Here is a 20,664-nt window from a genome sequence, read left to right on the forward strand (position 1 = left end):
CGCGATGGTGGCGCGGCGTGATGCGGTCAGACGGTCCGGCGACGCGCCATCTAAGCTGGCACCATGGCAGGAGGCAAGGGCGGCAAGCCGTCGAAGGAAGCCAGGGCCGCGGCTAAAGCGGCCCGTAAGCAGGCATCACGCGAGCGACGTCAGCAGTTGTGGCAGGCGTTCAACATGCAGCGCAAGGAAGACAAGGCGCTGCTGCCGCTGATGATCGGCGCACTGGTCGGCACCACGGTGGTTTTCTTCCTCATCGGGCTGATCTTCGACATGCAGTGGTTCCTGCTGCCGCTGGGTCTGCTGCTGGGTGTGCTGCTGGCATTCATCCTGTTCGGACGCCGCGTGCAGAAGAACGTGTACCGCAAGGCCGAGGGTCAGGCGGGCGCCGCGGCGTGGGTGCTGGAGAACCTGCAGGGCAAGTGGCGGGTCGCCAACGGCGTCGCCGCGACCACCCAGCTCGACGCCGTGCACCGCGTCATCGGCTTGCCCGGGGTGATCTTCGTCGCCGAGGGTTCGCCGCAGCGGGTCCGCTCGCTCATCGCGCAGGAGAAGAAGCGCACCGCCCGCCTGGTCGGTGACACCCCCATCTACGAAGTGATCGTCGGCAACGAGGAAGGCCAGACTCCCCTCAAGGAGCTGCAGAAATACCTCACCAAGCTGCCGCGCAACATCGACGTCAAGCGGATCGACCAGATCGAGGGCAGGCTCTCGGCCCTGAGTTCGCGCAGTGGTCCCGCGATGCCGAAGGGCCCGATGCCCCCCGGCGCGAAGATGAAGGGCATGCAGCGCGCGATCCGTCGCCGCTGACCCAGTCCCGCCACGAGCCCGTCACCCTGTCCGGTGACGGGCTCGCGACGTTTCAGGCGTTGGGTGAGCGACCGGTCAGCAGCCACAGAACCCGGTCGTAGGCCAGTAGGTGGTAACCGACGAGAACGGCCGCCGAGATCAACGCGAGGCGCGGCAGCGAAGCGGCCCACAGTGCCGCGGCGCCACCGAAGAGCACAGTGAACTCGACGAGCAGCCGGACCGGGCCGGAGACCGGCACCGGTGAACCGCCGCCGCGTCCGGGATCGTCGGGGAGGGTGAACACACCCCACAGCGTCGCGGCCGCGATCGGCAGTACCACCACGAGCAGGTACCGCCACGGTGAGTCGAAGGCGCGCCATCCGTAGACGCCGAACGAGGCGATGGCGATCAATTCGAGCAGGAAACGTACGGCCAGCAAGGCCGGATTCAGTGACACGGCCCGATCGTATGACCGTGCGCCACCGCGAGCGGGCCCAACAGCTCAGCGAGCGTTGACCAGCGCCGTCCCGGTGGCCCGGTCGTGCATGCCGCGACCGTCGGCATCGGTGAACAGCGCGGGCACCACGAACACCAGCAGCACCTGCCTGGCCAGCGCGCGCACGAACCCGACCGCCACCGGTGCGTCGATGCGCAGCACCCGCAGTCTCAGGAAGTACTGGCCGGGGGTGAACCCGAACAGCGTCACCGCGGCCACGCCGACCACGAACCACACCAGCAGCGGCACCGACGACGACACGAAGCTGCGGGTGATCACCGCGGCGATCCCGACCGCGATGAACCAGTCGATGAACAGCGCGACGACTCGGCGCCACGTGGGCGCGAGTGAGCCCGCTCCCTCGCGCGGCAGCCCGTACAGCTCACCGGGGTAGCCGGAGATGTCCGAGTCGCCGGGTTCGCCCGGGGATCCGGATAGCCATGTGCCGGTGATACGCGCCATGGGACCCAGGATAGTGGCGCGCGATCGGCCGCCCACGACCGCATTAATGGAGGTCACGTCAGCGCGGGATCACGCGGATGGCAGGATTAGCGTGAAGGTCGCGCCCGGATGGCTGACATCACCCAGGCATCCGGCTCGCGTAACACTGGCGAAACACAGCCTTGACTGTTGGGAAACACCGCGTCCTTAGCGTCAGGTCGCGACGAACCCCTTCGTGGCGACTGCACGCAGGTCGTTCGAAAGGGCCAGCATCGCGACTGGCTGGGAACCGATTCGTAAGGAGAGCAAGTGACGTTCAGCACGGCCGAAGAGGTCATCCAGTACATCAAGGAAGAGGACATCGAGTACGTCGATATCCGCTTCTCCGACCTGCCCGGCGTCCAGCAGCACTTCTCGATCCCGGCCAAGGCGTTCACCGCCGACCTGGCGGAAGAGGGTCTGGCGTTCGACGGCTCCTCGGTGCGTGGCTTCCAGTCGATCGACGAGTCGGACATGCTCCTGCTCCCCGACTTCAGCACCGCCCGGATCGACCCCTTCCGTGCCGCGAAGACGCTCAACCTGAACTTCTTCGTGCACGACCCGTTCACCCGTGAGGCGTACTCCCGCGACCCGCGCAACATCGCGCGTAAGGCGGAGGAGTACCTGCGTTCGACCGGCATCGCCGACACCGCGTACTTCGGTGCCGAGGCCGAGTTCTACATCTTCGACGGCGTTCGCTACGGCTCGCAGATGAACAGCTCGTTCTACGAGATCGAGTCCGTCTCGGGCTCGTGGAACACCGGCAAGGAGTTCAACCCGGACGGCAGCCGCAACCTCGGCTACAAGGTCCGCAACAAGGGTGGCTACTTCCCCGTCGCCCCGTACGACCACTACGTCGACCTGCGCGACGAGATCTCGACCAACCTGCAGAACGCGGGCTTCGAGCTCGAGCGCGGCCACCACGAGGTCGGCACCGCCGGTCAGGCCGAGATCAACTACAAGTTCGGCACGCTGCTCTCGGCGGCGGACGACCTGCAGCTGTTCAAGTACATCGTGAAGAACACCGCGTGGAAGGCCGGCAAGTCGGTCACCTTCATGCCGAAGCCCCTCTTCGGTGACAACGGCTCGGGCATGCACGTGCACCAGTCGCTGTGGAAGGACGGCAAGCCGCTGTTCCACGACGAGGCCGGCTACGGTGGCCTCTCGGATCTGGCGCGTCACTACATCGGCGGCATCCTGCACCACGCCCCGTCGCTGCTGGCGTTCACCAACCCGACCGTCAACTCGTACCACCGTCTGGTGCCGGGCTACGAAGCCCCCATCAACCTGGTGTACTCGCAGCGTAACCGCTCGGCTGCCGTGCGTATCCCGGTCACGGGCAACAACCCGAAGGCCAAGCGCATCGAGTTCCGCGCGCCGGACTCCTCGGGCAACCCGTACCTGGCCTTCGCCGCCATGATGATGGCCGGCCTGGACGGCATCAAGAACAAGATCGAGCCGCTGGCTCCGGTCGACAAGGACCTCTACGAGCTCCCGCCGGAGGAGGCCAAGAACATCCCCCAGGCCCCCACCAGCCTGGCCACGGTCATCGATCGCCTCGAGTCGGACCACGACTACCTCACCGAGGGCAACGTCTTCACGCCTGACCTCATCGAGACCTGGATCAACATCAAGCGCGAGCACGAGATCGCCCCGGTCAACCTGCGTCCGCACCCGTACGAGTTCGAGCTCTACTACGACGTGTGATCCTGACCTGCGGGAACGGGCCTGACCGGCCCGCTCCGTCCGCAGTGGATACGCAGTAGAACGGTTTCGAGTCCACCCGCTCCGTGATCACAGAACGTGATTACGGGGCGGGTGGACTCGTCTGTATTCGGGCACAGATGCCCGGATACGTCGAGGTAGTGCGCTATGAACCACCGAGCGACATGGACGTCACCGTGCGCGTCGAGCAACCGTCCGGCGCGGCCTGCCCTGCCAGACGCTCATCGACCCAACGCAGGACCGCGGGAGTCGCACTGATCGCGAGGCTGACGTGCTCGCTCAGTTGGTCCCGCGTATACGTGATTCGTGCCCCCGATGCGCACCACTGTGCCACCGCCTTGTCGGGCCCCGCGATGGTGACGATCTCGTCGTGCACGGCGTTGTAGAGGAACAGCGGCGCGGTCTGCGACGAGGGGGCGAAGTCCAGCTCGGCCAACGACTCCTGTATCTCCTCGATAAGTTGCGCAAAGGGAATCGTCAGGTAGTCGTCCATGCGCAGGAACGCGTGCTGAGCCACGTTCGGTGTCACACATTTGCCGTCCCCCGCGGCCATCAGCGCTTGCCCGGCAGGCGTCAGATATTTGTCGAAAGCCGCCGCCACACGTGGATCGGCGCGCATCATGCCCGGCAGGAGCGACGGCAGGAAACCGGAGAACGGGCCGGCATCGAGGGTCCCCATGTAGCTGCCGATGGGCGCTGTCCCGCCACCCATGGTGACCCCGACCAGTCGTATTTCGGGAGCGTAGGTCGGCTGCACGTGTGCGACCCAGCTGGTGCCGTACGCTCCGCCGGAGTAGCCCATCGCGGCAACCGGAGTATCGGTGCCGGACAGGCCGAGCGGCGCGAATCCCTGGGCCGCGCGCACTCCGTCGAGCGCGGCGTAACCCGGCTGCCTCGGGACGAACAGCGTCCCCTTCGGTCCCTCCCAGTCGGGTACGGAAATCGCATGACCGGACGACAACATCTGGTCGATCTGAATCAGATCCAGTGAGGAGTCGTACTTGTCCGGCGCTCCTTGCTGGAGCACATAGGAGGGTGCGCACTGGGGGGCCGAGGCATCCGTGGCAGCCTGATAGGTGATCAATCCGTTGACCTGCCCGGTTCGTGGGCGCAGTACCGTCGTCACGGTCGCCATGGGTCGGCCGTCGGTATCTGTCGTTCGATACAGCAACTGCCAGGCGTCGGCGTCCTGCGCCTGTGGCGTCAGCGAGGCCACCTCGACGGGTCGCGAATGCAGAATGGTGCCCGGTGCCTGCGAGTCCCAGCCCGACGGCGGGGTGTAGAACGGGTCGTTCTGCGGAGTGGTCAGCGGATCCGCACTACCGACCGCCATGGGCGTACCGGTCAAGCACAGCACGGTCGATACCGCGATCAGAACCGAGCGCAGCTGAGCGCGCTCGACCACTGAACGCGTTGCACCACAAGTCGATACAACACTGTCTGCCAATTCGGACTTCCCTCCCTGGAGGGGACCGCTCCGAATCCCCCTGAAGGCAGCCAGATTACATCCCCTGCCCTGGATGAATGCCCGAACCGACAACGAAGTTGGTCCCTTGATCAGTTCGTGTGCGGTGAGTGATCCGGCCGAGTTGGTGGCGCGGGCGTTTCGTCGATCTACTCGACCGCGAGGCGCGTCACGTGAATCGGGGAACGGATTCGGCCAACGCCGTGCGGGCATCGATCAGGTGTCGGTCGAGGTTGCCGCCTTCGTGGAGCCAGACTCGATACGCGGAGAAGAAGCACGCCATCCCGATCTTCGCCCACAGGGCAGGCCGCACGTCGCTGTCGACAGCGACGCCCAGTTGGCGGGCCAGGTGGTGTTCGATGAGCTTTTCCACGGCGGCCTGTTTGGCCAGGTCGCGGGCCTGTAGCGCCGGCGTGCTGGTGATGAGGGCGTCGCGGGTTCGTGCCTGTGCGAGTTGTTCGCCGCCGAATCTGCTGATCAGTGGGGTGATGACGACGGCGAGGGTGGTCTCGGGGTGTTCGCCCTCGGGGCGTTCGGCGAGCAGTCGGGCCAGGTCGGCGCGCAGGTCATCGTCTTCGGGGAAGACCAGCTCTTCTTTGCTGGTGAAGTAGCGGTGCAGGGTGCGGGTGCCGACCTCCGCGGCCGCCGCGATCTCGGCGACGGTGACGCCGTCGAAGCCTCGTTCGGCGAACAGGCGGAACGCGGTGTCGACGATGGACTGCCTGGTCCGTTCCCGTTTGAGTTCCCGCAGCGACATCGAGACAGTGTCGCACGACAGCAACACGTGGCAGACTGTGCCATATGACATCAAGTGACAGAACCCTCGTCGTCACCGGCGGCACGAGCGGGCTCGGCTACGAATGCGCCAAGACCCTCGCCCTCGACCCGAACAACACGGTGGTGATCACCGGTCGCGACGCGACTCGAACTCGGGAGCTGGCCGCGACGATCGGTGCGCACGGCATGGCGCTCGACCTGTCCTCGCGTTCGTCGGTCGGCGCGTTCGTCGCCGAACTCGCCTCCGCCGACCTGCCACCGCTGACCGGCCTGGTGTGCAACGCGGGCGTGCAGTTCACTCGTCGGACCCTTACCGCGGACGGCATGGAAGCGACCTTCGCCACCAATCACCTCGGCCACCTCGGGCTCATCCTCGACCTGCTCGACCACTTCACCGCACCGGCGCGAATCCTGCTGGTGTCCTCGGGAACCCATGACCCCGACCAGTTCACCGGGATGCCGCACCCACTGCACGCCACGGCACGCGAATTGGCCTACCCGCCGTCGCCGACCGAATCCGCACAGCGCGACGCCCGTCGCCGCTACACCACCTCGAAGCTGGCGAACCTGCGAACCGCCTACCACCTCGCCCGCGAGTTGGCCCCGCGTGACATCACCGTGAACGCGTTCGACCCAGGTCTGATGCCCGGAACCGGATTGGCCAGGGACGCGGGCGCTTTCCAGCGGCTGGCCTGGAAGACGATCGCGCGCACCCTCGTCGTACTCCCCGGTGTCCGCACGCCGCAAGGATCCGGCGCGGACCTCGCGTGGTTGGTCGCGGCGCCGGCCCGCGAAGGGATCACCGGCGAATATCTCGTGCGGCGCACGCCGGTCCGATCCTCTGCGGCGTCCTATGACGAAGCGGAGCAGCTGGCGCTCTACCGGGACAGCCTGGAATTGCTCGCCGAGTTGGATGCGGGCGGCCCGAAGGTCGGCGACACGCCCCGGATAATCGGGGCTGGACGGCGGGGCGACGACCGGCAATAGTCCGGGGGTGCGATTGGGTGTTGTGGCGGCGCGGGCGGTGGCCGGAGTGGCGTTGGTGCTCGGGATGGCGGCGCCGGTCACGGCCGAGCCGGTGAATGTGGCGTTCACGTGGACGCAGGAGTATTTCACCGCGCCGGACGGGACTCGGCTGCACGCCGATGTCCTTCGGCCGCCGGGTGTGGCGGCTGACGCGCGGACTCCGGTGTTGTTGACGGCGAGTCCGTACCGGGCCCATCTGGCCTACCTGTCCCAGCCTCGGCCCGGTGGTGGACCCTCGACCGACAACCTGCCGGTCGAGTGGGCGCTGCGGGCCGGATACACGTATGTGATCGCCGATCTGCGCGGGTTCGGTGGGTCCAACGGGTGCCCGGATTTCGGTGGGCCGGGGGAGCGGTCGGATGTGGCCGCGGCGGTGGAGTGGGCGGCGAGCAGGCCGTGGTCGACGGGTCGGGTCGGCGTGGTCGGAACGTCCTACGAGGGCTGGACCGGGATGATGGCGCTGGCCGCGAAGCCGAAGGGACTGGCGGCGGTGGCGGCGTTCGAGCCGGTTGTCGATCCGTACTCCTACCTCTACATGCAGGGCACGGCGTGGAAGTTCGGCGGAAAACCGTTGACCGAGGACGGGATCCGCCCCGCCGACACCGCGGGCGCGGAACACCTGGCCATCGCGTCGACCCCGGGCCACCCCGACGACGGCGACGAGTACAAAGCCAATGCGATCCAGATGACCCAGGACTGCGCCGCCGGCTACCTCGCCCTCACCACCGACCACAACGCCGCCAACCCGGACTGGCGCGAGCGCGACATGGTCGAGGCCCTCCGCGGCAACACCACCCCGCTGTTCCTCGGCCAGAGCTTCCTCGACTCCAACACCCGAGCCGACCGCATCATCGAGGCATGGGAAGCCAGAGGCCCCGGCGAACATCGCGCCTGGTTCGGCCAATGGGGCCACTCGGACTGCCGGGAGAAGTGCGGCACACCCCAATTCGGCTCGGAGCTCTACGCGTTCCTGGACAAACACGTGGCGGGCGCTGATGTCGAGGTACCGGGTCCGCCGGTGACCGTCGGCCAGTTCGACGGCGGTTGGCGTGGTGAAACCGTGTGGCCGCCCACGGATTCCCGGCGAGCGTCGGTCGTCTTGCGCACCGGGATCTATAACGATCGTGGTCTGCTGCCCGGCGCGGACCGGGAGATCTGGTCGATCTCGGCGCCGGTCACCGAGCCCGTGCACCTGGCGGGCCGGGCCACCGCGGCGCTGACCCTCTCCGGCCCGCCCGAAGCGACTGTCGCACTGGAGCTTTACGACATCGCCCCCGACGGCCGTGCCACGGTCATCACCCGCGGCATCGCCCCGGTCCGCCCCGAATCCGAGATCCGGCTGCTCTGGCAGGACGCCCGCCTGGCCACCGGCCACCGCCTCGGCGTCCGGATCACCAACGCGGTCGACGACGTGTGGTCGCACACGCCGACGAACGCCGCCGTCACGGTCACCTCCGCCCGACTGGACCTGCCCTTGCTCACCACGCCGCGGGAACTGGACCTGCCCGGCGGCGTCCCCGTCTGGCACGCGCGGTGGCGAACCGAGGAGACCATCTCACTCTCCCCGGAGATGTTGAACGACAACGCACTTCGCATCGAACTCGGTACCGGGTGAGGGGGATCCGCCCGTCGGCCCGGCCGAGTCGCCACGCATGCGGCCGGTCTGGCTAACGGCTCGTCGTCGGGCTGTCTTCCACGTATCGCCCTGTAGCGTTCAGCCCTTCGCCTCGCACAACGCGCGCGACCAGATCGGGATGGGTCAGCTGCGGGTAGTGCCCGGTATCGGGGATCGTGGTGACCGGCCGATCGGTCGGCTCGATCAGCGGATCGTGCGCACCCACGATGATGTCGACCGGAACCGTGACCCGGGCGAGCTTGGCGGCGAGCTCGCCTCGTGAGGAACCCGCGGCGCGCAAAGCCGCGAAGGTGCGCTGGGCGACGCCGGGCCGCCGCAGATTCGCCACGGCGGAGTCGACGGCGGGTCCTTCTGGAATGCCGAGTCGCGCAGCCACTGCCGCGGGCGACATCCGCTTGACGACCTCGGCGGCGATGGGGGAACCGGTGAGCCGGGATGCGGGCTGCTGCAGAAAAGCGGGGGCGATGAGCACGAGTCGTGACACCCGATCGGGATGGCGCAGCGCGAATTCGATGGCGGGCCAGGCGCCGAACGAATGGCCCACGATGATCGGTCGAGTCCGTACCGGCGCCATCAGCTCCGCCATCCAGTCACCGGTCGACTGCGAAGTAGCCGCCGAACGTCCCAGCCCGGGGAGATCGGCCGCCAGAACCGGTCCGTCCACTTCGCGCACCACCTCGGCCCACGAATCGCTGTCGACCGGAATGCCGTGCAGTAGAACGTAATCCGGCTCGACTTGCTCGCCGAACACCCAGGTACCGTCGCGGAATCCGGATTCGGGTGCGGGTGCGACGGTGCCGTTGCGACTGGCGACGATCCCGTCGGCATAGGTGCGCAGCAGTTCACCGACCGGTGGATGCGCGACGCCGAGCCGCCGCGCGACGAGATCGCTGTCGCCGGTGTCGTAGCGGTCGCTGCTGAGGAACGACAGCGCTTCGGGATCGGCATGGGTCACCGCCCGTGGCAGTCGACGGACCAGCGCGGTCGGCAACGTGAAGCGTGGCGCGGCGACGTGGAGATGATCGGCGACGAGCCGAATCAGTTCGGGCAGTGCGGGAGTCGCGGCATCCAGCAGCGGATAGGACTTGCCGACCGTATCGGGTTGCGTGGGCAGCCCGACCATGAACCTGGCCACGTAGTCGAGATCGACGACCGGGACGAAGGTATCGGCGGAGCCCGGCAGTGCGGGCAGGCGCCCTCGCCAGAGATTGTCGATGATGTCGGAGAGCCCGAAATACTGGCCGGGTCCGAGTACCCCGGAGGGATTCGCGATGGTCAGCGGGATGTCACGGCCGGCCGCGATGCGCCGCAGCAGCACATCGGCCTCGACTTTCGATGCTTCGTACGCGCCGTTGCCGTAGTCCTGCTCGCCGCCGTCCTCGGCAGCGCGATAGCCGGTGATGTGCACGACGCGCCGCAGGTCGGGTTGCCGTGCGGCCCATTCCAGGACGTGCACCGCCCCGTCGAGATTGACCCGACGCGCCACCTCCGCATCCAGCCCGAACTTCATCAACGCGGCCGCGTTGTACACATCGCGCACCCCGTCGATCGTGTCGCCCAGCGCGAGATCCGGTTCGGCGATATCGGTGGTGGTGATGGTCAACGCGGCCGTGTCGACGCTCTGTGTGTCGAGCCAGGTCCGCAGCCGATCCTGACTGCCCGCACGCAGCGCGGCGGTGACGGTGTGCCCGGTACGCAGCAGTTCGGCGACCACTGCGCGGCCGATGAATCCGGCGGCGCCGAAAACGACCGAGTCGGTGTGTGCCATGGTGTCCTACTTTCAGTAGACCGATTTACATATTTTGAAGACGTGAGGTCGGGGCGGAGGCGGGGGAGTTCAGACCAGAACGTCGATGGTGTCGGCGAGGTGCTGCAGCGGTTGGCGTGAGCGGTGGGTGCGAGCCAGTACCAGCCCGCCTTCGATCAGGGCGAGCGCGACCGTGGTGATCCGTTCGGGCTCGGGATGGCCGAATCCGATCAGCCGTTCCCGGATCGCCTCTTCCCAGAGTCGATACGTCGCCGAACAGGCCTGCTGCACGGCGTCATTGGTCGACGCGGTGTCCAGGGCGACAGCCGCCACCGGGCAACCGATAGTCCAGTCCGAAGCTTCCAGTTGATCACCCAGCAGGTTCATCATCTTGCGCGCGAAATCTCGTGCGTCCGTCGCCTCGATCGTGCGGATGATCCCCGCGATATCGCTACCGCTCTCGGCGAGCGCCGCGGCCACCAATTCGTCCTTGCCGCCGGGGAAGTGGAAGTACAGGGACCCGCGCGGCGCTCCGCTCTCCTGCACGATCTGATTGAGCCCGGCGCCGAAATATCCGTGCGACTCGATCAGTGACCGTGTCGCCCTGATCAACTTGCACCGCGTTTCGGCTCCCTTTTTTCCCACCCGTTAAAACTAGACCGATCTATATATTTCCGCAACTGTGGCGAACCCGGCCGGTCGGTGTTCGGTGTCGCAACCGACCGGCGCGGGCTCGACTACGCATGGCGTGCCAGAAGCTCGGCCGCGTCCCCGCACAGGCGGTCGATGACAGTGGCCGCAGGTTCGATATGGGTCACCAAACCGACGCCCTGGCCCGCGTCTACGGGCGCGAGCTTGGGATCGTCGACCGCGATCGCCGCGCGCAGGCGTTCGGCGTCGGGTAGGTCGTCGGCGTCGGGGCGGGCCCACGGGTCGGTGAACTCGTTGCGCAAGACGCGCGCCGGATAGATCGGTGGCCAAGGCAGATCGAGCGCCTCGTCGAAAGCGGTGGTGACGGTGGTGCTGCTGGAGTCCGCGGCGAGCATCGCCAGGCGGGCGGATTCGGGCAGTAGTGATTCCTCGGCAGCCGCCAGGCAGGTCCCTAGCCACGCTCCCGCCGCTCCCGCTGCGAGCACGGCGGCGAGTGTGCGCCCGGAGCCGATACCCCCGGCGGCCAGGACCGGCACGGTGGCGATCTCGAGAACTGCGTCGAGCAAGGGCAGCAGGCCCAGTCGGTCGGCCCCGTGACCGCCGCCTTCGCTACCGCGCGCCACGAGAACGTCGATCCCCGCATCCTGAGCCCGGTGCGCGCCGGGCGCGTCGTACACCTGGGTGACGGCGAGGATGCCCGCGTCCCGCACCTGCGGCACCCAGTCGAAATCGGTGCCGAAACTGACCGAGATCAGCCGTGGACGTGCGGCGATCGCGGCTTCGAGCAGGCCGGTTTCGCGGGCGCGGACCCAGTCGACGAGCCCGATACCGTCCGGCGTCCCCGCGACAGCCAACTCGCGCCGCAACGCCGCGACCGACCCCGCACTGCCCATCCCGATCGTCCCGAGCCCACCCGCCGCGCTGACCGCCGCCGCGAGTCGTCCCCCCGCGGCGCCACCCATCGGCGCGTTCACGACCGGCACGCGCAGACCCAACGATCGAGACCACGGTGTCGACAACGTCTGCTCTGGCATCGGTGCACCTTTCGCCACGGCTGTGAACACTCACCATCATGGCAGCCGACAGAGGGTCCTCGAGGCGCGTATCTTCGACGGCACTGCCGAACGACGAGACGGGGATGCGATGACGATCAGGGATCGCCTCGAACAGATGGTGGTCGAGCCGCCGATGGTGTTCGGCGAGCCGATCGACACGGCCGACGGCACGACCATCATCACGGTCTCGCGCGGTAGCGGCGTCCTGCGCCACGCCCGCCCGGTCGGGTTGTTCGTCGTGCACGAGGGACGTGTGCACTGGACGCCCGCGATGGACACCAATCGCATCGCTCAATTGGGCGAGTGGATCGGCCTGCTCGCCGCGGTCATTGCGGCACTGGCGATTCTGCGCCGCCCACCGTGGCCGGATCTGGGCCGCCGGACCCACTGAGCCCGTACAGCGCGAGCGACTCGAATCGCTGCCACGCCTGCGCGGGTGGTGTCGGCGCGTTCGGCTCGATCACCGTGCCGAGCACGCCGAGCAACCCGCACGAAACGAACGCGATCGTGCCTGCGGGCTGCTCGCCGAGGAGCTCACCGACCAGTTCGGCGACACACTGCTGGTAGGCGCGCACAACGGTGGCGGTCGCCTTCGGCCCGATCAGCGGGCCGTACACCTCGGGATACTGCGCGGCGAGATGGAACATCACGCGCAGCGGTACGAGTGGGGAACCTGGCGTGGTGGTGCGGACGATCTCGCGACGCAGGAATTCGGTGCAGCTCACCAGCAGCAGGTCGTCCTTGTCGCGGTAGTGCGCGTAGAACGTGGACCGCCCGACGTCGGCGCGGGCGATGATGTCGCTCACGGTCACCTTGTCGTAGCCGCGCTCGATCATCAGCTCGATCAACGCCTTGTGCAGCGTGTCCCTGGTGCGTCGAACCCGGCGGTCAGGGTGCTCGGCCATCGCTTCCTCCTGCACGGTTTCCCCGGATCTGTTCGATAACGGACACCTCGGGCGATTCTGCTCCTGGTGACGCGCTCGACGGCGTCCGACCATGAACTCATGACCCGAAATCAGCTTCTCACCCCCATGTTCGTCGACGACGCCGACACGGGCCTCGTCATCGCAGGACTGCGTCGCTACAACCTGTTCACCTCGGTGTTCTTCCTCGGCAGGCATCCTCGGCTGCTCGCCGAATTCGTCACACGCTCCGGTGCGCACCCGGGGGCTCGCGCACTCGATATCGGTTGCGGTCCCGGCAAACTCGTCCGAGCTCTCGGCGACGCGGTCGGGCCGAGCGGCGCTGCCGTCGGCGTCGACCCTTCGGCCACCGCGGTCGCCGACAACAGCGACAGGGATCGTGCCACGCACCATCGGTATGTGGTCGGCCCGGCGCAGTCGCTGCCCTTGCCCGATGCCGAATTCGACGTTGTCACCTGCACTTTCGTCATGCACCACATTCCCGAGTCGCAGCGTGGCGCCGCGATCGCCGAGATGTGGCGGGTGTTGCGACCAGGCGGACGACTCCTGCTCGCCGACGCGTCACCGTCCCCCCGCATGCGGAAGGTGCTCTCGCTGTTCCTCGGCCGCGGCGGCGATCCGTTCGCCGCCGCCGATATCCGCCACTACACCGGCCGGGTCGAGGCGGTCGGCTTCACCGATCTCACCTACACCCAGAGCCGCGATCAGACGGGCATCCTGACCGCGGTGAAGCCGGTCGCCCACCACTGATCTCGGCACCGTGTCGGTGCCCTCGGTTAGGGTCGATCTCGACACGATCACCAATCGAGCACGGGGGTGCGGCATGGAGTTCGATCAGCGCGAAATCGAAGCACGGGAGTTCGCCCTCGCGGCACATGGCGATCAGCGCTATGGCGAGCATCCCTACATCACCCATCTCGCGGCCGTTCGTGGTGTCCTCGACGATTTCGGCTACGGCGGTGAGCTCGGCCTCGCGGCCTGGCTCCACGACGTCGTCGAAGACACCCCGATCACGGCCGAGGACGTCGAATCTCGTTTCGGTCGTGAGGTTCTCGACCTGGTCTGGGCGGTCACCGGCATCGGCCCCGACCGCAAGGCGCGAAACCAGAACGCCTACTCCAAGATCGCCGCGCACCCGAGGGCCGTGATCCTCAAACTCGCCGACCGCACCGCCAATGCCGAGGCCAGTCCGCTCACCAGCAGTTGGATGGGGATGTACCGCACCGAGCACCCCACCTTCAAGGCCCACCTCGGCGAACTCCTCGCCGACGACCCCACCGTGGCCCGCATGTGGGAACGCCTCGACCGCCGTCTCGACCCCTCCGTGGCCCCGCCCACCGATCAGTGGGCCGATATCGACCAGCTCGTCGCGGCCGGCGAACACGACAAGGCCGTCGCGGCCGTGCAAGCGGCCTTCGACTGCGATCCCGGCGAAGCGGAGTTGATCCTCGCCGAGCGCGCCTGAAAAAGTCGCTGACGGCAGGGTAGTCGCAGCGGTCCGGGCAGGTGTCGACCGCGATCGTGGTCCGCGAAAGCTGAACTCCTACTGACCTTCTCGTCTGAAGTCGGTCGCATGCGGGTGGGTTCAGCAGCCTGAATCAGGCCGAGATTTCGGGGCAGTCGGCAGGTCTACAGCGATTAGCTGACGAGCAGCGGCGACCGCGAGCTCTTCGTCCAGTTGTTCGTGGCCGGTCGTGCCGCCCCCGCCGGGTCCGCCGTCGTCGGCGACGACACGTCGGGCCGACAGGTGGATGCCGTCGACGCCGGTCCGGAGCAATGCCGGGATGTCGCCGACGGTGATTCCGCCACCCGCCATGATCTGGATCCGCCCTGCCGCGTGATCGACCAGTGCGGCGAGTCCGTCGAGACCCTCGGCGCAGGTGGCTGCCCCACCGGAGGTGAGCACCCTGGTCATGCCTTCGGCGATCAGCGTGTCCAGCGCGGCCTCGCGGTCGCGGATCTGATCCATCCCACGATGAAAGGTCAGCTCTATGTCGTCGACGTCGATACCATCGAGAACACGGCGTAGACCCTCGTCGTCGACCTGGTGGGCGGGAGTGAGCGCGCCGATCACCAGACCGGACGCGCCGGCCGAAACGGCGGCGCGCGCATCAGCGTTCATCACCGCGAGCTCAGCAGCGTCGGAGTACACGAAACCGCCGGCCCGGCACCGGATCAGCACATGGACGGCAATCCCGGTTCCCGCCACCGCCTCGATCGTCCCGATACTCGGCGTCAGCCCACCCGTACCGCCCAGCGCCGCACACAATTCCACCCGATCCGCCCCGGCGCGGCCTGCGCCGAGCGCACCCGCCACGTCTTGCACCGCGAACTCGAGCGCGGTCACGTCAGAACGACTGCCAGGCGGGCTTGTTCGCCAGCGCGTACCTGTAGTAGTCCGCCAACTTCAACTTGCTCGCCGCGGCTTCGTCGATCACCACCGTGACATGGCGATGCCACTGCATGACCGAGGCCGGGCAGAACGCCGACAACGGTCCCTCGGCGGCGGCGGCGATCGCCTCGGCTTTGCCTGCACCGAGCGCGATCATCACCAGATGCCGGGCCTCGTTGATGGTGCCGAGACCCTGGGTGAGCACGTGATGCGGCACGTCCTCCGGTCCGTCGAAAAAGCGCGCGTTGTCCTGGCGGGTCTGCTCGGTGAGCGTCTTCACCCGCGTGCGCGAGGTCAACGCCGACCCCGGCTCGTTGAACCCGATATGTCCGTCGGTACCGATGCCGAGCAACTGCACGTCGACCCCACCCGCCGCGGCGATGGCCGCGTCATACCGTCGGCCTTCTCCCGCGACATCGCCTGCCTCGCCGTTCGGGCTCAGCACCCGGGCGGGGTCGAGATTTACGTGGTCGACGAACTCCGACCGGATCACCGAGAAGTACGACTGCGGATGATCCCTCGGCAGCCCCACGTACTCGTCGAGCAGGAAAGCGCTCGCGGTCGTGAAGTCCAGCTCACCCTCACGATAGCGGCGTGCGAGCTCCTGATAGCTCCCCAGCGGCGACGACCCGGTAGCCAAACCGAGGATCGCGTTGCCGCCTGTCACATAGCGGCCGACGATATCGGCGACCGTGCTCGCCACCTCGTTCTCATCAGCCCGGATCACGATTTCCATCAGATTCCTTCCGTTCCGGCGACGAAAACCCGTCGCGGCCGCAATGACTGGTCGGTGACAAGGATGTCGGCACGTGCACCGACCGTGAGACTGCCGCGTTCGCCCTCGAGGCCGAGGACGCGAGCAGGAGTACGTGTCGCGGAGATGACCGCGTCGGACAGCGGTATGCCCGCATCGAGGACGGTCCAGCGCAGCACGTCGACGAGTCGTGCCGTGCCGCCCGCGATCGCCCCGGGCGAACCGTCGTCGGTGGCGAGCCGGGCGACACCGTCGTGCACCTGAACATCGAGGGCGCCCAGCCGGTAGTCACCGTCGCTCATGCCCGCCGCCGCCATCGCGTCGGACACCAGCGCGATCTGCTCCGCCCCGACGGTGTCGAACACCATGGCCACCGTCGCGGGTGCCAAATGCACACCGTCCGCGATCAATTCGACCACCATCTCACCCCGCCCGGCCGCGGCCAGACAGGCGGCGACGGGTCCGGGGGAGCGGTGGTGCAGTGCGGGCATCCCGTTGAACAAATGGGTAGCGGTGATCGGCCCGCCACCAGCATCGGCGATGCGCGCCGCGGTGATCGCGGCATCGGCATCGGTGTGCCCGAGGCTCGGCAGCACATCATGGCGCCGCATCGCGGCGAGCAGCTCGTCGAAATGCGCGGTCTCGGGAGCCAGTGTCATCGACCGCACGGTGCCGCGCGCCGCCGCGTAGATCCGCTCGAACAACGCAGGGTCTCCGGGAATGATGGCCGCGGGATCCTGTGCGCCACAACGGCTCGCATTGATGAACGGCCCCTCGAGATGTACCCCGAGCAACGCCCCGTCCTCGACGAGATCAGCCAGTATCGCCGCCTGCGCGACCAACACGTCCGGCTGATCCGACACCAAACTCCCCAGCAATCCGGTCGTACCCTGGCCTCGATGATGCGCCGCCGCGACCCGAGCACCCCGCGCATCGGCATTCGGGAACCCGAACCCGGCGCCACCGTGGCAGTGCAGGTCGATCAACCCAGGAAGCACAAGATCACTGCTCGGTGCCGGAAGTCGCTCGGAATCGGAATGATTCGCGACAGCGCCGACCCAGGTGATCCGATTGTCATCGAATTCGACGATCCCGTCCGCAATCTCACCCTCGGCCGTCCCTACGAGTCGACCGCGCAGAACCCCCATTACAACCAGCCCTTCCGGCCACGCCTGATACCGGGGCGGCCGACAGCTTCCGGACACAACGAGGTGGACGCGAAACCGACCACCGAAAAGGCTCGCTCGGTCCGCACGACAGTGGCCGACAGGAGGGTGCCCACCGTCTTCGACGACCGACGACGGAAGCCACACGGCGGTCCGACCGACGGCCGGACCCCGCACACAACAACCCTTTTCACGACCGCCCGATGATCGCCGCAACAACCTCACGCGCCCCCTGCGGATTCCGTGCCGCACACGCAGCATCCGCCGCGTCCTGGCACCGCTGCATATCCACCGCGGCCAGCGCCGCCCGCACGGCGGGCAAAGCGGGCACCGACATCGACAGACTCGTCACTCCGAGCCCCACCAGCACCGGCGCCAACATCGGATCCGACGCCGCCTCACCACACACCCCGACCGACTTACCCGCCGCCGCACCGGCAGCACCGACCATCGCGATCAGATCGAGTACCGCCGGCTGCCACGGATCGAGCAGCTGTGCGAGCCCGCCCGCCATCCGGTCGACCGCGCACGTGTACTGGCTCAGGTCGTTCGTCCCGATGCTCACGAAGTCGAGATGCGCGAGCAGATCGGCGGCGCGCAACGCGGCCGCCGGGATCTCGATCATCGCCCCGACCTTCGTCAACCCGGATTCCCGAGCCAGCGCGGCGAATCCGGCAGCCTCGTCCGCGGTGGCGACCATGGGCGCCATCACCCACAGATCGGCCCCGGTCGCCTGGCCCGCGCGGGCGAGTGCCGTGAGCTGCGTGGCAAGCGTCTCCGGGAACACCGTGCCGATCCGCAGCCCACGCACCCCGAGCGCCGGATTCTCCTCGCTGCCGAGGTCGAGAAACGGCAGCGGCTTGTCCGACCCGGCATCGAGAGTCCGCACTACGACGCGCCGCCCGGCGAACTGCTCGAGAACCGCGGTGTAGGAAGCGGTCTGCTCGTCCACCGACGGCTCGGACGCCTTCCCGAGATACATGAACTCGGTGCGGAACAGCCCCACGCCCTCACTGTCGACCGGGCCCGCCTTCACCGCGTCGTCGACGGTGCCGATATTCACCAGCAGATGCACCGGCGTTCCGTCGGCGGTGTGTCCCGGCCCGCTGGCAGCCGCGATCCGCGCCTTGTCCGCGGCGGCCAACTCGACAGCGGCCCGCTGACGTTCAGGGCTGGGATCGATCACGACCTCGCCGGTCGTGCCGTCGAGCAGCACCGGCACCCCCTCGACGAGCCGATCGGTGTCCGGACAGCTCACCACCGCGGGCAAGGCGAGCGACTTCGCGAGAATGGCGGTATGGCTGGTCGGCCCGCCCTCGGTGGTGAGCAATCCGACCACATCACTGTCGCCGAGCATCGCCGTATCGGCAGGTGCGAGATCCCGCGCGACCAGCACGAACGGATACCCCGGCTCCGGAATGCCCGGCATCGGCAGCCCGAGCAGCACCGCGACAGTGCGTCCGCCGATATCGCGCAGATCGGTCGCCCGCTCCGCCATGTACCCGCCGAGCGCTTCCAGCTTCGCGCAGAATCCCTCGAACGCCAGGTGCACCGCGTGCGCCGTCGGCATTCCGGCCTCGAGTTCCTTCTGGGTGGCGGCGACGATGCCGGGATCACGGGCCATCGTCGCCGACATCGAAAGGATCTCCGCCGCAACGCCGGTCACCCGCGCGGCCCGAGCGGTCATCTCGTCGGAGACGCCACCGAGCGCGTCCTTGACCCGGGCCAGCTCCTCGGCGGGCGACCCGCCGACAGGATCGGCCGCCGAGGTCTCGAACTGCGCTCCGAACCGCAACCACGGCGCGCACACCACGCCCGGACTCACCCCGAGCCCACGGATCACCTGCTCCGGCATCAGGCGGCGTCCAGGTCGGAGGCGATGAGTTCGGCCAACTGGTCCAAGACCTCGTCGGCATCCTCGGCGTGCAGGGTCACCTCGGCCCCGTGGTCGGCGCCCAGTGTCATCACCGCGAGCACGCTGGCCGCGTCGACCGGTTCACCACCTCCCACCGAAATCCGCACCGGCACCCCCGCGGCCTGCACGGCTCTGGTGAGTTTCGCGGCGGGCCGCGCGTGCAGCCCCACCTCGGATCCGACGATGACGGTGCGGGTGCTCATGGCCTCACTCACCTTCCAGTTTCTTGTCCAACTTCGATTCGACTTCGGCGACCGATGGCGCATCGGTTCGAGTATCGCCCGTGGCGGTCAGCGCGGCCTGCGCCTCCACCGCGGCCGTGTCGGGCACGCCGGCCTCGACGTCGGTTTCCGCCTCGCGACCGGGGGTCCGCAGGTTCCACTTCTTGATCACGAAGCTGAACAGCGCGTAGTAGATCACCGCGTAGCCGAGCCCGATCGGGATCAGCAGCCACGCGTCGGTCGCCTTGCCGAAGTTCAGCAGGTAGTCGATCGCGCCGGCGGAGAACGTGAATCCGTCATGGATGCCGAGCGCGTTCACCAGCGCCATCGACGTGCCCGTCAAGATCGCGTGCACCACATACAGCGGCCATGCCACGAACATGAACGAGAACTCCAGCGGCTCGGTGATGCCGGTGACGAACGCGGTCAGACCGGTCGACAGCATGATCCCGCCCACCAGCTTCTTCTGCGACGGCCGCGCATTGCGCCAAATGGCAAGCGCGGCAGCGGGAAGCGCGAACATCATGATCGGGAAGAAGCCCGTCATGAACGTGCCCGCGGTCGGATCACCGGCGAAGAAGCGGTTGAGGTCGCCGCGCACGAGTTGGCCGGAGGCATCGTTGTAATCGCCGACGAGGAACCAGACCGTGGAGTTCAGGATGTGGTGCAGACCGGTCGGGATGAGCAGGCGGTTGGCCGTGCCGTAGATGCCGCCACCGACAACCGAGTTGTCCGCGACGGCCTCGCCCACCCAGGTGAGCGCGGCGTTGAACGCGGGGTACAGGAACGCCATGCCGACGCCGACGATCAGGCCGGTGAACGCGGTCAGGATCGGGACCAGTCGCCTGCCGTTGAAGAAGCCCAGGTAATCGGGCAGCTTCGTGCGATAGAACCGCTGCCACAGGATCGCCGAGAGCAGACCCATCACGATGCCGGCGAGGACGCCGTAGTTGATCAGTGCCTGCGCGCCCTTGGGGTCGGTCTTTCCTTCGAGCACGATCGGCGACATCGCGTCGAAGACGCCGTTGATCACCATGTAACCGACCACCGCGGCCAGCGCCGTCGACCCGTCGGCCTTCTTCGCCCAGCCGATCGCGATACCGACGGCGAAGATCAGCGGCAGCCAGGTGAACACGGCTTGCCCGGCCGCCGAGATGACCGAAGCGGCGCTTTCCAGCGCGGAGAAGCGGCCGAGGAGATCGTCCTGGCCGACGCGCAGCAGGATGCCCGCCGCGGGGAGCACCGCGATCGGCAGCATGAGGCTGCGACCGAGGCGCTGCAATCCCGCGAACACCTTCGATTCTTGTTTGGGTGTGTCGGTTACGGCAGTCATGTCGACCTTCTTCGTGCCGGCTTCCCGGCGGTCTCGGCGAGGGAGGACCGGCTTGCCCGCCGATCCGGGTTAACTGTTGTGAACCGGTGTACCCGACGGGTACTGTCCGGTCATAA

General features: G+C 67.7%; 21 protein-coding genes. 7 read left to right on the forward strand and 14 right to left on the reverse strand.

Annotation, left to right across the window (positions count from 1 at the left end; genetic code table 11):
* Positions 1–63: 63 nt before the first annotated feature.
* Positions 64–807: a DUF4191 domain-containing protein gene (locus QX204_RS06600; RefSeq protein ID WP_301905683.1), complete on the forward strand. Its 744-nt coding sequence runs from the start codon at positions 64–66 to the stop codon at positions 805–807.
* A 52-nt stretch (positions 808–859) separates the two neighbouring features.
* Here the strand turns inward: QX204_RS06600 and QX204_RS06605 are convergent, their stop codons facing one another.
* Together QX204_RS06605 and QX204_RS06610 are read right to left on the reverse strand one after the other, a co-directional pair.
* Entirely contained in the window at positions 860–1,243 is a 384-nt protein-coding gene (locus QX204_RS06605; RefSeq protein ID WP_301905684.1) for a YrdB family protein, read from the reverse strand.
* A gap of 45 nt (positions 1,244–1,288) precedes the next feature.
* On the reverse strand, positions 1,289–1,744 hold the full coding sequence (locus QX204_RS06610; protein ID WP_301905685.1) for an RDD family protein: 456 nt from the start codon (positions 1,742–1,744) through the stop codon (positions 1,289–1,291).
* A 288-nt stretch (positions 1,745–2,032) separates the two neighbouring features.
* On the opposite strand from QX204_RS06610, the gene glnA reads away from it, so the two are divergent.
* On the forward strand, positions 2,033–3,469 hold the full coding sequence (gene glnA / locus QX204_RS06615) for a type I glutamate--ammonia ligase (protein WP_301905686.1): 1,437 nt from the start codon (positions 2,033–2,035) through the stop codon (positions 3,467–3,469).
* A 163-nt stretch (positions 3,470–3,632) separates the two neighbouring features.
* Here the strand turns inward: glnA and QX204_RS06620 are convergent, their stop codons facing one another.
* Together QX204_RS06620 and QX204_RS06625 are read right to left on the reverse strand one after the other, a co-directional pair.
* Complete coding sequence (locus QX204_RS06620) at positions 3,633–4,844, reverse strand: lipase family protein (RefSeq protein ID WP_301907932.1); 1,212 nt, start codon at positions 4,842–4,844, stop codon at positions 3,633–3,635.
* A 277-nt stretch (positions 4,845–5,121) separates the two neighbouring features.
* Positions 5,122–5,709 (reverse strand): TetR family transcriptional regulator, encoded by a 588-nt coding sequence (locus QX204_RS06625; protein WP_301905687.1) that lies wholly within the window; start codon positions 5,707–5,709, stop codon positions 5,122–5,124.
* Between the two features lie 44 nt (positions 5,710–5,753).
* On the opposite strand from QX204_RS06625, the gene QX204_RS06630 reads away from it, so the two are divergent.
* Together QX204_RS06630 and QX204_RS06635 are read left to right on the forward strand one after the other, a co-directional pair.
* The gene (locus QX204_RS06630) at positions 5,754–6,716 is read left to right on the forward strand and encodes an SDR family NAD(P)-dependent oxidoreductase (protein WP_301905688.1); all 963 of its coding nucleotides are present in this window, start codon (positions 5,754–5,756) and stop codon (positions 6,714–6,716) included.
* Positions 6,717–6,723: 7 nt separating this feature from the next.
* Positions 6,724–8,370 (forward strand): CocE/NonD family hydrolase, encoded by a 1,647-nt coding sequence (locus QX204_RS06635; RefSeq protein ID WP_301905689.1) that lies wholly within the window; start codon positions 6,724–6,726, stop codon positions 8,368–8,370.
* 52 nt (positions 8,371–8,422) lie between these two features.
* Here QX204_RS06635 and QX204_RS06640 read toward each other — a convergent pair whose 3' ends face one another.
* The 3 genes from QX204_RS06640 to QX204_RS06650 all read right to left on the reverse strand — a co-directional run bounded on the left by QX204_RS06640 (position 8,423) and on the right by QX204_RS06650 (position 11,823).
* A complete protein-coding gene (locus QX204_RS06640) occupies positions 8,423–10,159 on the reverse strand; it encodes an alpha/beta fold hydrolase (protein ID WP_301905690.1) in 1,737 nt (578 codons plus the stop codon).
* Between the two features lie 69 nt (positions 10,160–10,228).
* Entirely contained in the window at positions 10,229–10,783 is a 555-nt protein-coding gene (locus QX204_RS06645) for a TetR/AcrR family transcriptional regulator (protein ID WP_301905691.1), read from the reverse strand.
* Between the two features lie 92 nt (positions 10,784–10,875).
* Positions 10,876–11,823 carry an NAD(P)H-dependent flavin oxidoreductase gene (locus QX204_RS06650; RefSeq protein WP_301905692.1) on the reverse strand — a complete coding sequence of 316 codons (948 nt, stop codon included), beginning with the start codon at positions 11,821–11,823 and terminating at the stop codon, positions 10,876–10,878.
* Positions 11,824–11,932: 109 nt separating this feature from the next.
* Here QX204_RS06650 and QX204_RS06655 point away from each other — a divergent pair, with 109 nt between their 5' ends.
* Positions 11,933–12,235, forward strand: coding sequence for a hypothetical protein (locus tag QX204_RS06655; RefSeq protein ID WP_063006120.1), 303 nt, complete (start codon positions 11,933–11,935; stop codon positions 12,233–12,235).
* On the opposite strand, the gene QX204_RS06660 is transcribed toward QX204_RS06655, so the two are convergent.
* On the reverse strand, positions 12,171–12,749 hold the full coding sequence (locus QX204_RS06660) for a TetR/AcrR family transcriptional regulator (protein ID WP_301905694.1): 579 nt from the start codon (positions 12,747–12,749) through the stop codon (positions 12,171–12,173). The genes QX204_RS06655 and QX204_RS06660 overlap by 65 nt on opposite strands.
* A gap of 99 nt (positions 12,750–12,848) precedes the next feature.
* Between QX204_RS06660 and QX204_RS06665 the strand changes: the two genes are divergently transcribed.
* Positions 12,849–13,517 (forward strand): class I SAM-dependent methyltransferase, encoded by a 669-nt coding sequence (locus QX204_RS06665; RefSeq protein WP_301905695.1) that lies wholly within the window; start codon positions 12,849–12,851, stop codon positions 13,515–13,517.
* A gap of 73 nt (positions 13,518–13,590) precedes the next feature.
* Positions 13,591–14,232: an HD domain-containing protein gene (locus QX204_RS06670; RefSeq protein WP_301905696.1), complete on the forward strand. Its 642-nt coding sequence runs from the start codon at positions 13,591–13,593 to the stop codon at positions 14,230–14,232.
* Positions 14,233–14,352: 120 nt separating this feature from the next.
* On the opposite strand, the gene QX204_RS06675 is transcribed toward QX204_RS06670, so the two are convergent.
* The 6 genes from QX204_RS06675 to QX204_RS06700 form a co-directional block, all read right to left on the reverse strand.
* A complete protein-coding gene (locus QX204_RS06675) occupies positions 14,353–15,114 on the reverse strand; it encodes a copper homeostasis protein CutC (RefSeq protein WP_301905697.1) in 762 nt (253 codons plus the stop codon).
* 1 nt (position 15,115) lies between these two features.
* On the reverse strand, positions 15,116–15,895 hold the full coding sequence (gene nagB / locus QX204_RS06680) for a glucosamine-6-phosphate deaminase (protein WP_301905698.1): 780 nt from the start codon (positions 15,893–15,895) through the stop codon (positions 15,116–15,118).
* Positions 15,895–17,061: an N-acetylglucosamine-6-phosphate deacetylase gene (locus tag QX204_RS06685; RefSeq protein ID WP_301905699.1), complete on the reverse strand. Its 1,167-nt coding sequence runs from the start codon at positions 17,059–17,061 to the stop codon at positions 15,895–15,897. Before QX204_RS06685 ends, nagB begins: the two co-directional genes overlap by 1 nt.
* Before the next feature lie 208 nt (positions 17,062–17,269).
* Positions 17,270–18,934, reverse strand: a complete 1,665-nt coding sequence (gene ptsP / locus QX204_RS06690; protein WP_301905700.1) for a phosphoenolpyruvate--protein phosphotransferase — start codon at positions 18,932–18,934, stop codon at positions 17,270–17,272.
* A complete protein-coding gene (locus QX204_RS06695; RefSeq protein ID WP_301905701.1) occupies positions 18,934–19,197 on the reverse strand; it encodes an HPr family phosphocarrier protein in 264 nt (87 codons plus the stop codon). The genes ptsP and QX204_RS06695 overlap by 1 nt, the downstream gene beginning before the upstream one ends.
* A 4-nt stretch (positions 19,198–19,201) precedes the next feature.
* On the reverse strand, positions 19,202–20,548 hold the full coding sequence (locus QX204_RS06700) for a PTS transporter subunit EIIC (RefSeq protein ID WP_301905702.1): 1,347 nt from the start codon (positions 20,546–20,548) through the stop codon (positions 19,202–19,204).
* Positions 20,549–20,664: the final 116 nt, after the last annotated feature.

Origin of the sequence: Nocardia sp. PE-7, from assembly GCF_030486425.1 — a bacterium.
In the GTDB taxonomy this organism is placed as follows: Bacteria; Actinomycetota; Actinomycetes; order Mycobacteriales; family Mycobacteriaceae; genus Nocardia; species Nocardia salmonicida_A.

Bases quoted from the DNA above. Each gene is read 5' to 3' on its own strand.
- QX204_RS06660 (WP_301905694.1), bottom strand. From the start codon at position 12,749: ATGGCCGAGCACCCTGACCGCCGGGTTCGACGCACCAGGGACACGCTG.
- QX204_RS06630 (WP_301905688.1), top strand. From the start codon at position 5,754: ATGACATCAAGTGACAGAACCCTCGTCGTCACCGGCGGCACGAGCGGG.
- QX204_RS06700 (WP_301905702.1), bottom strand. From the start codon at position 20,548: ATGACTGCCGTAACCGACACACCCAAACAAGAATCGAAGGTGTTCGCG.
- QX204_RS06665 (WP_301905695.1), top strand. From the start codon at position 12,849: ATGACCCGAAATCAGCTTCTCACCCCCATGTTCGTCGACGACGCCGAC.
- QX204_RS06640 (WP_301905690.1), bottom strand. From the start codon at position 10,159: ATGGCACACACCGACTCGGTCGTTTTCGGCGCCGCCGGATTCATCGGC.
- QX204_RS06600 (WP_301905683.1), top strand. From the start codon at position 64: ATGGCAGGAGGCAAGGGCGGCAAGCCGTCGAAGGAAGCCAGGGCCGCG.
- QX204_RS06655 (WP_063006120.1), top strand. From the start codon at position 11,933: ATGACGATCAGGGATCGCCTCGAACAGATGGTGGTCGAGCCGCCGATG.
- nagB (WP_301905698.1), bottom strand. From the start codon at position 15,895: ATGGAAATCGTGATCCGGGCTGATGAGAACGAGGTGGCGAGCACGGTC.
- QX204_RS06670 (WP_301905696.1), top strand. From the start codon at position 13,591: ATGGAGTTCGATCAGCGCGAAATCGAAGCACGGGAGTTCGCCCTCGCG.
- QX204_RS06625 (WP_301905687.1), bottom strand. From the start codon at position 5,709: ATGTCGCTGCGGGAACTCAAACGGGAACGGACCAGGCAGTCCATCGTC.
- QX204_RS06610 (WP_301905685.1), bottom strand. From the start codon at position 1,744: ATGGCGCGTATCACCGGCACATGGCTATCCGGATCCCCGGGCGAACCC.
- ptsP (WP_301905700.1), bottom strand. From the start codon at position 18,934: ATGCCGGAGCAGGTGATCCGTGGGCTCGGGGTGAGTCCGGGCGTGGTG.
- QX204_RS06685 (WP_301905699.1), bottom strand. From the start codon at position 17,061: ATGGGGGTTCTGCGCGGTCGACTCGTAGGGACGGCCGAGGGTGAGATT.
- QX204_RS06695 (WP_301905701.1), bottom strand. From the start codon at position 19,197: ATGAGCACCCGCACCGTCATCGTCGGATCCGAGGTGGGGCTGCACGCG.
- QX204_RS06650 (WP_301905692.1), bottom strand. From the start codon at position 11,823: ATGCCAGAGCAGACGTTGTCGACACCGTGGTCTCGATCGTTGGGTCTG.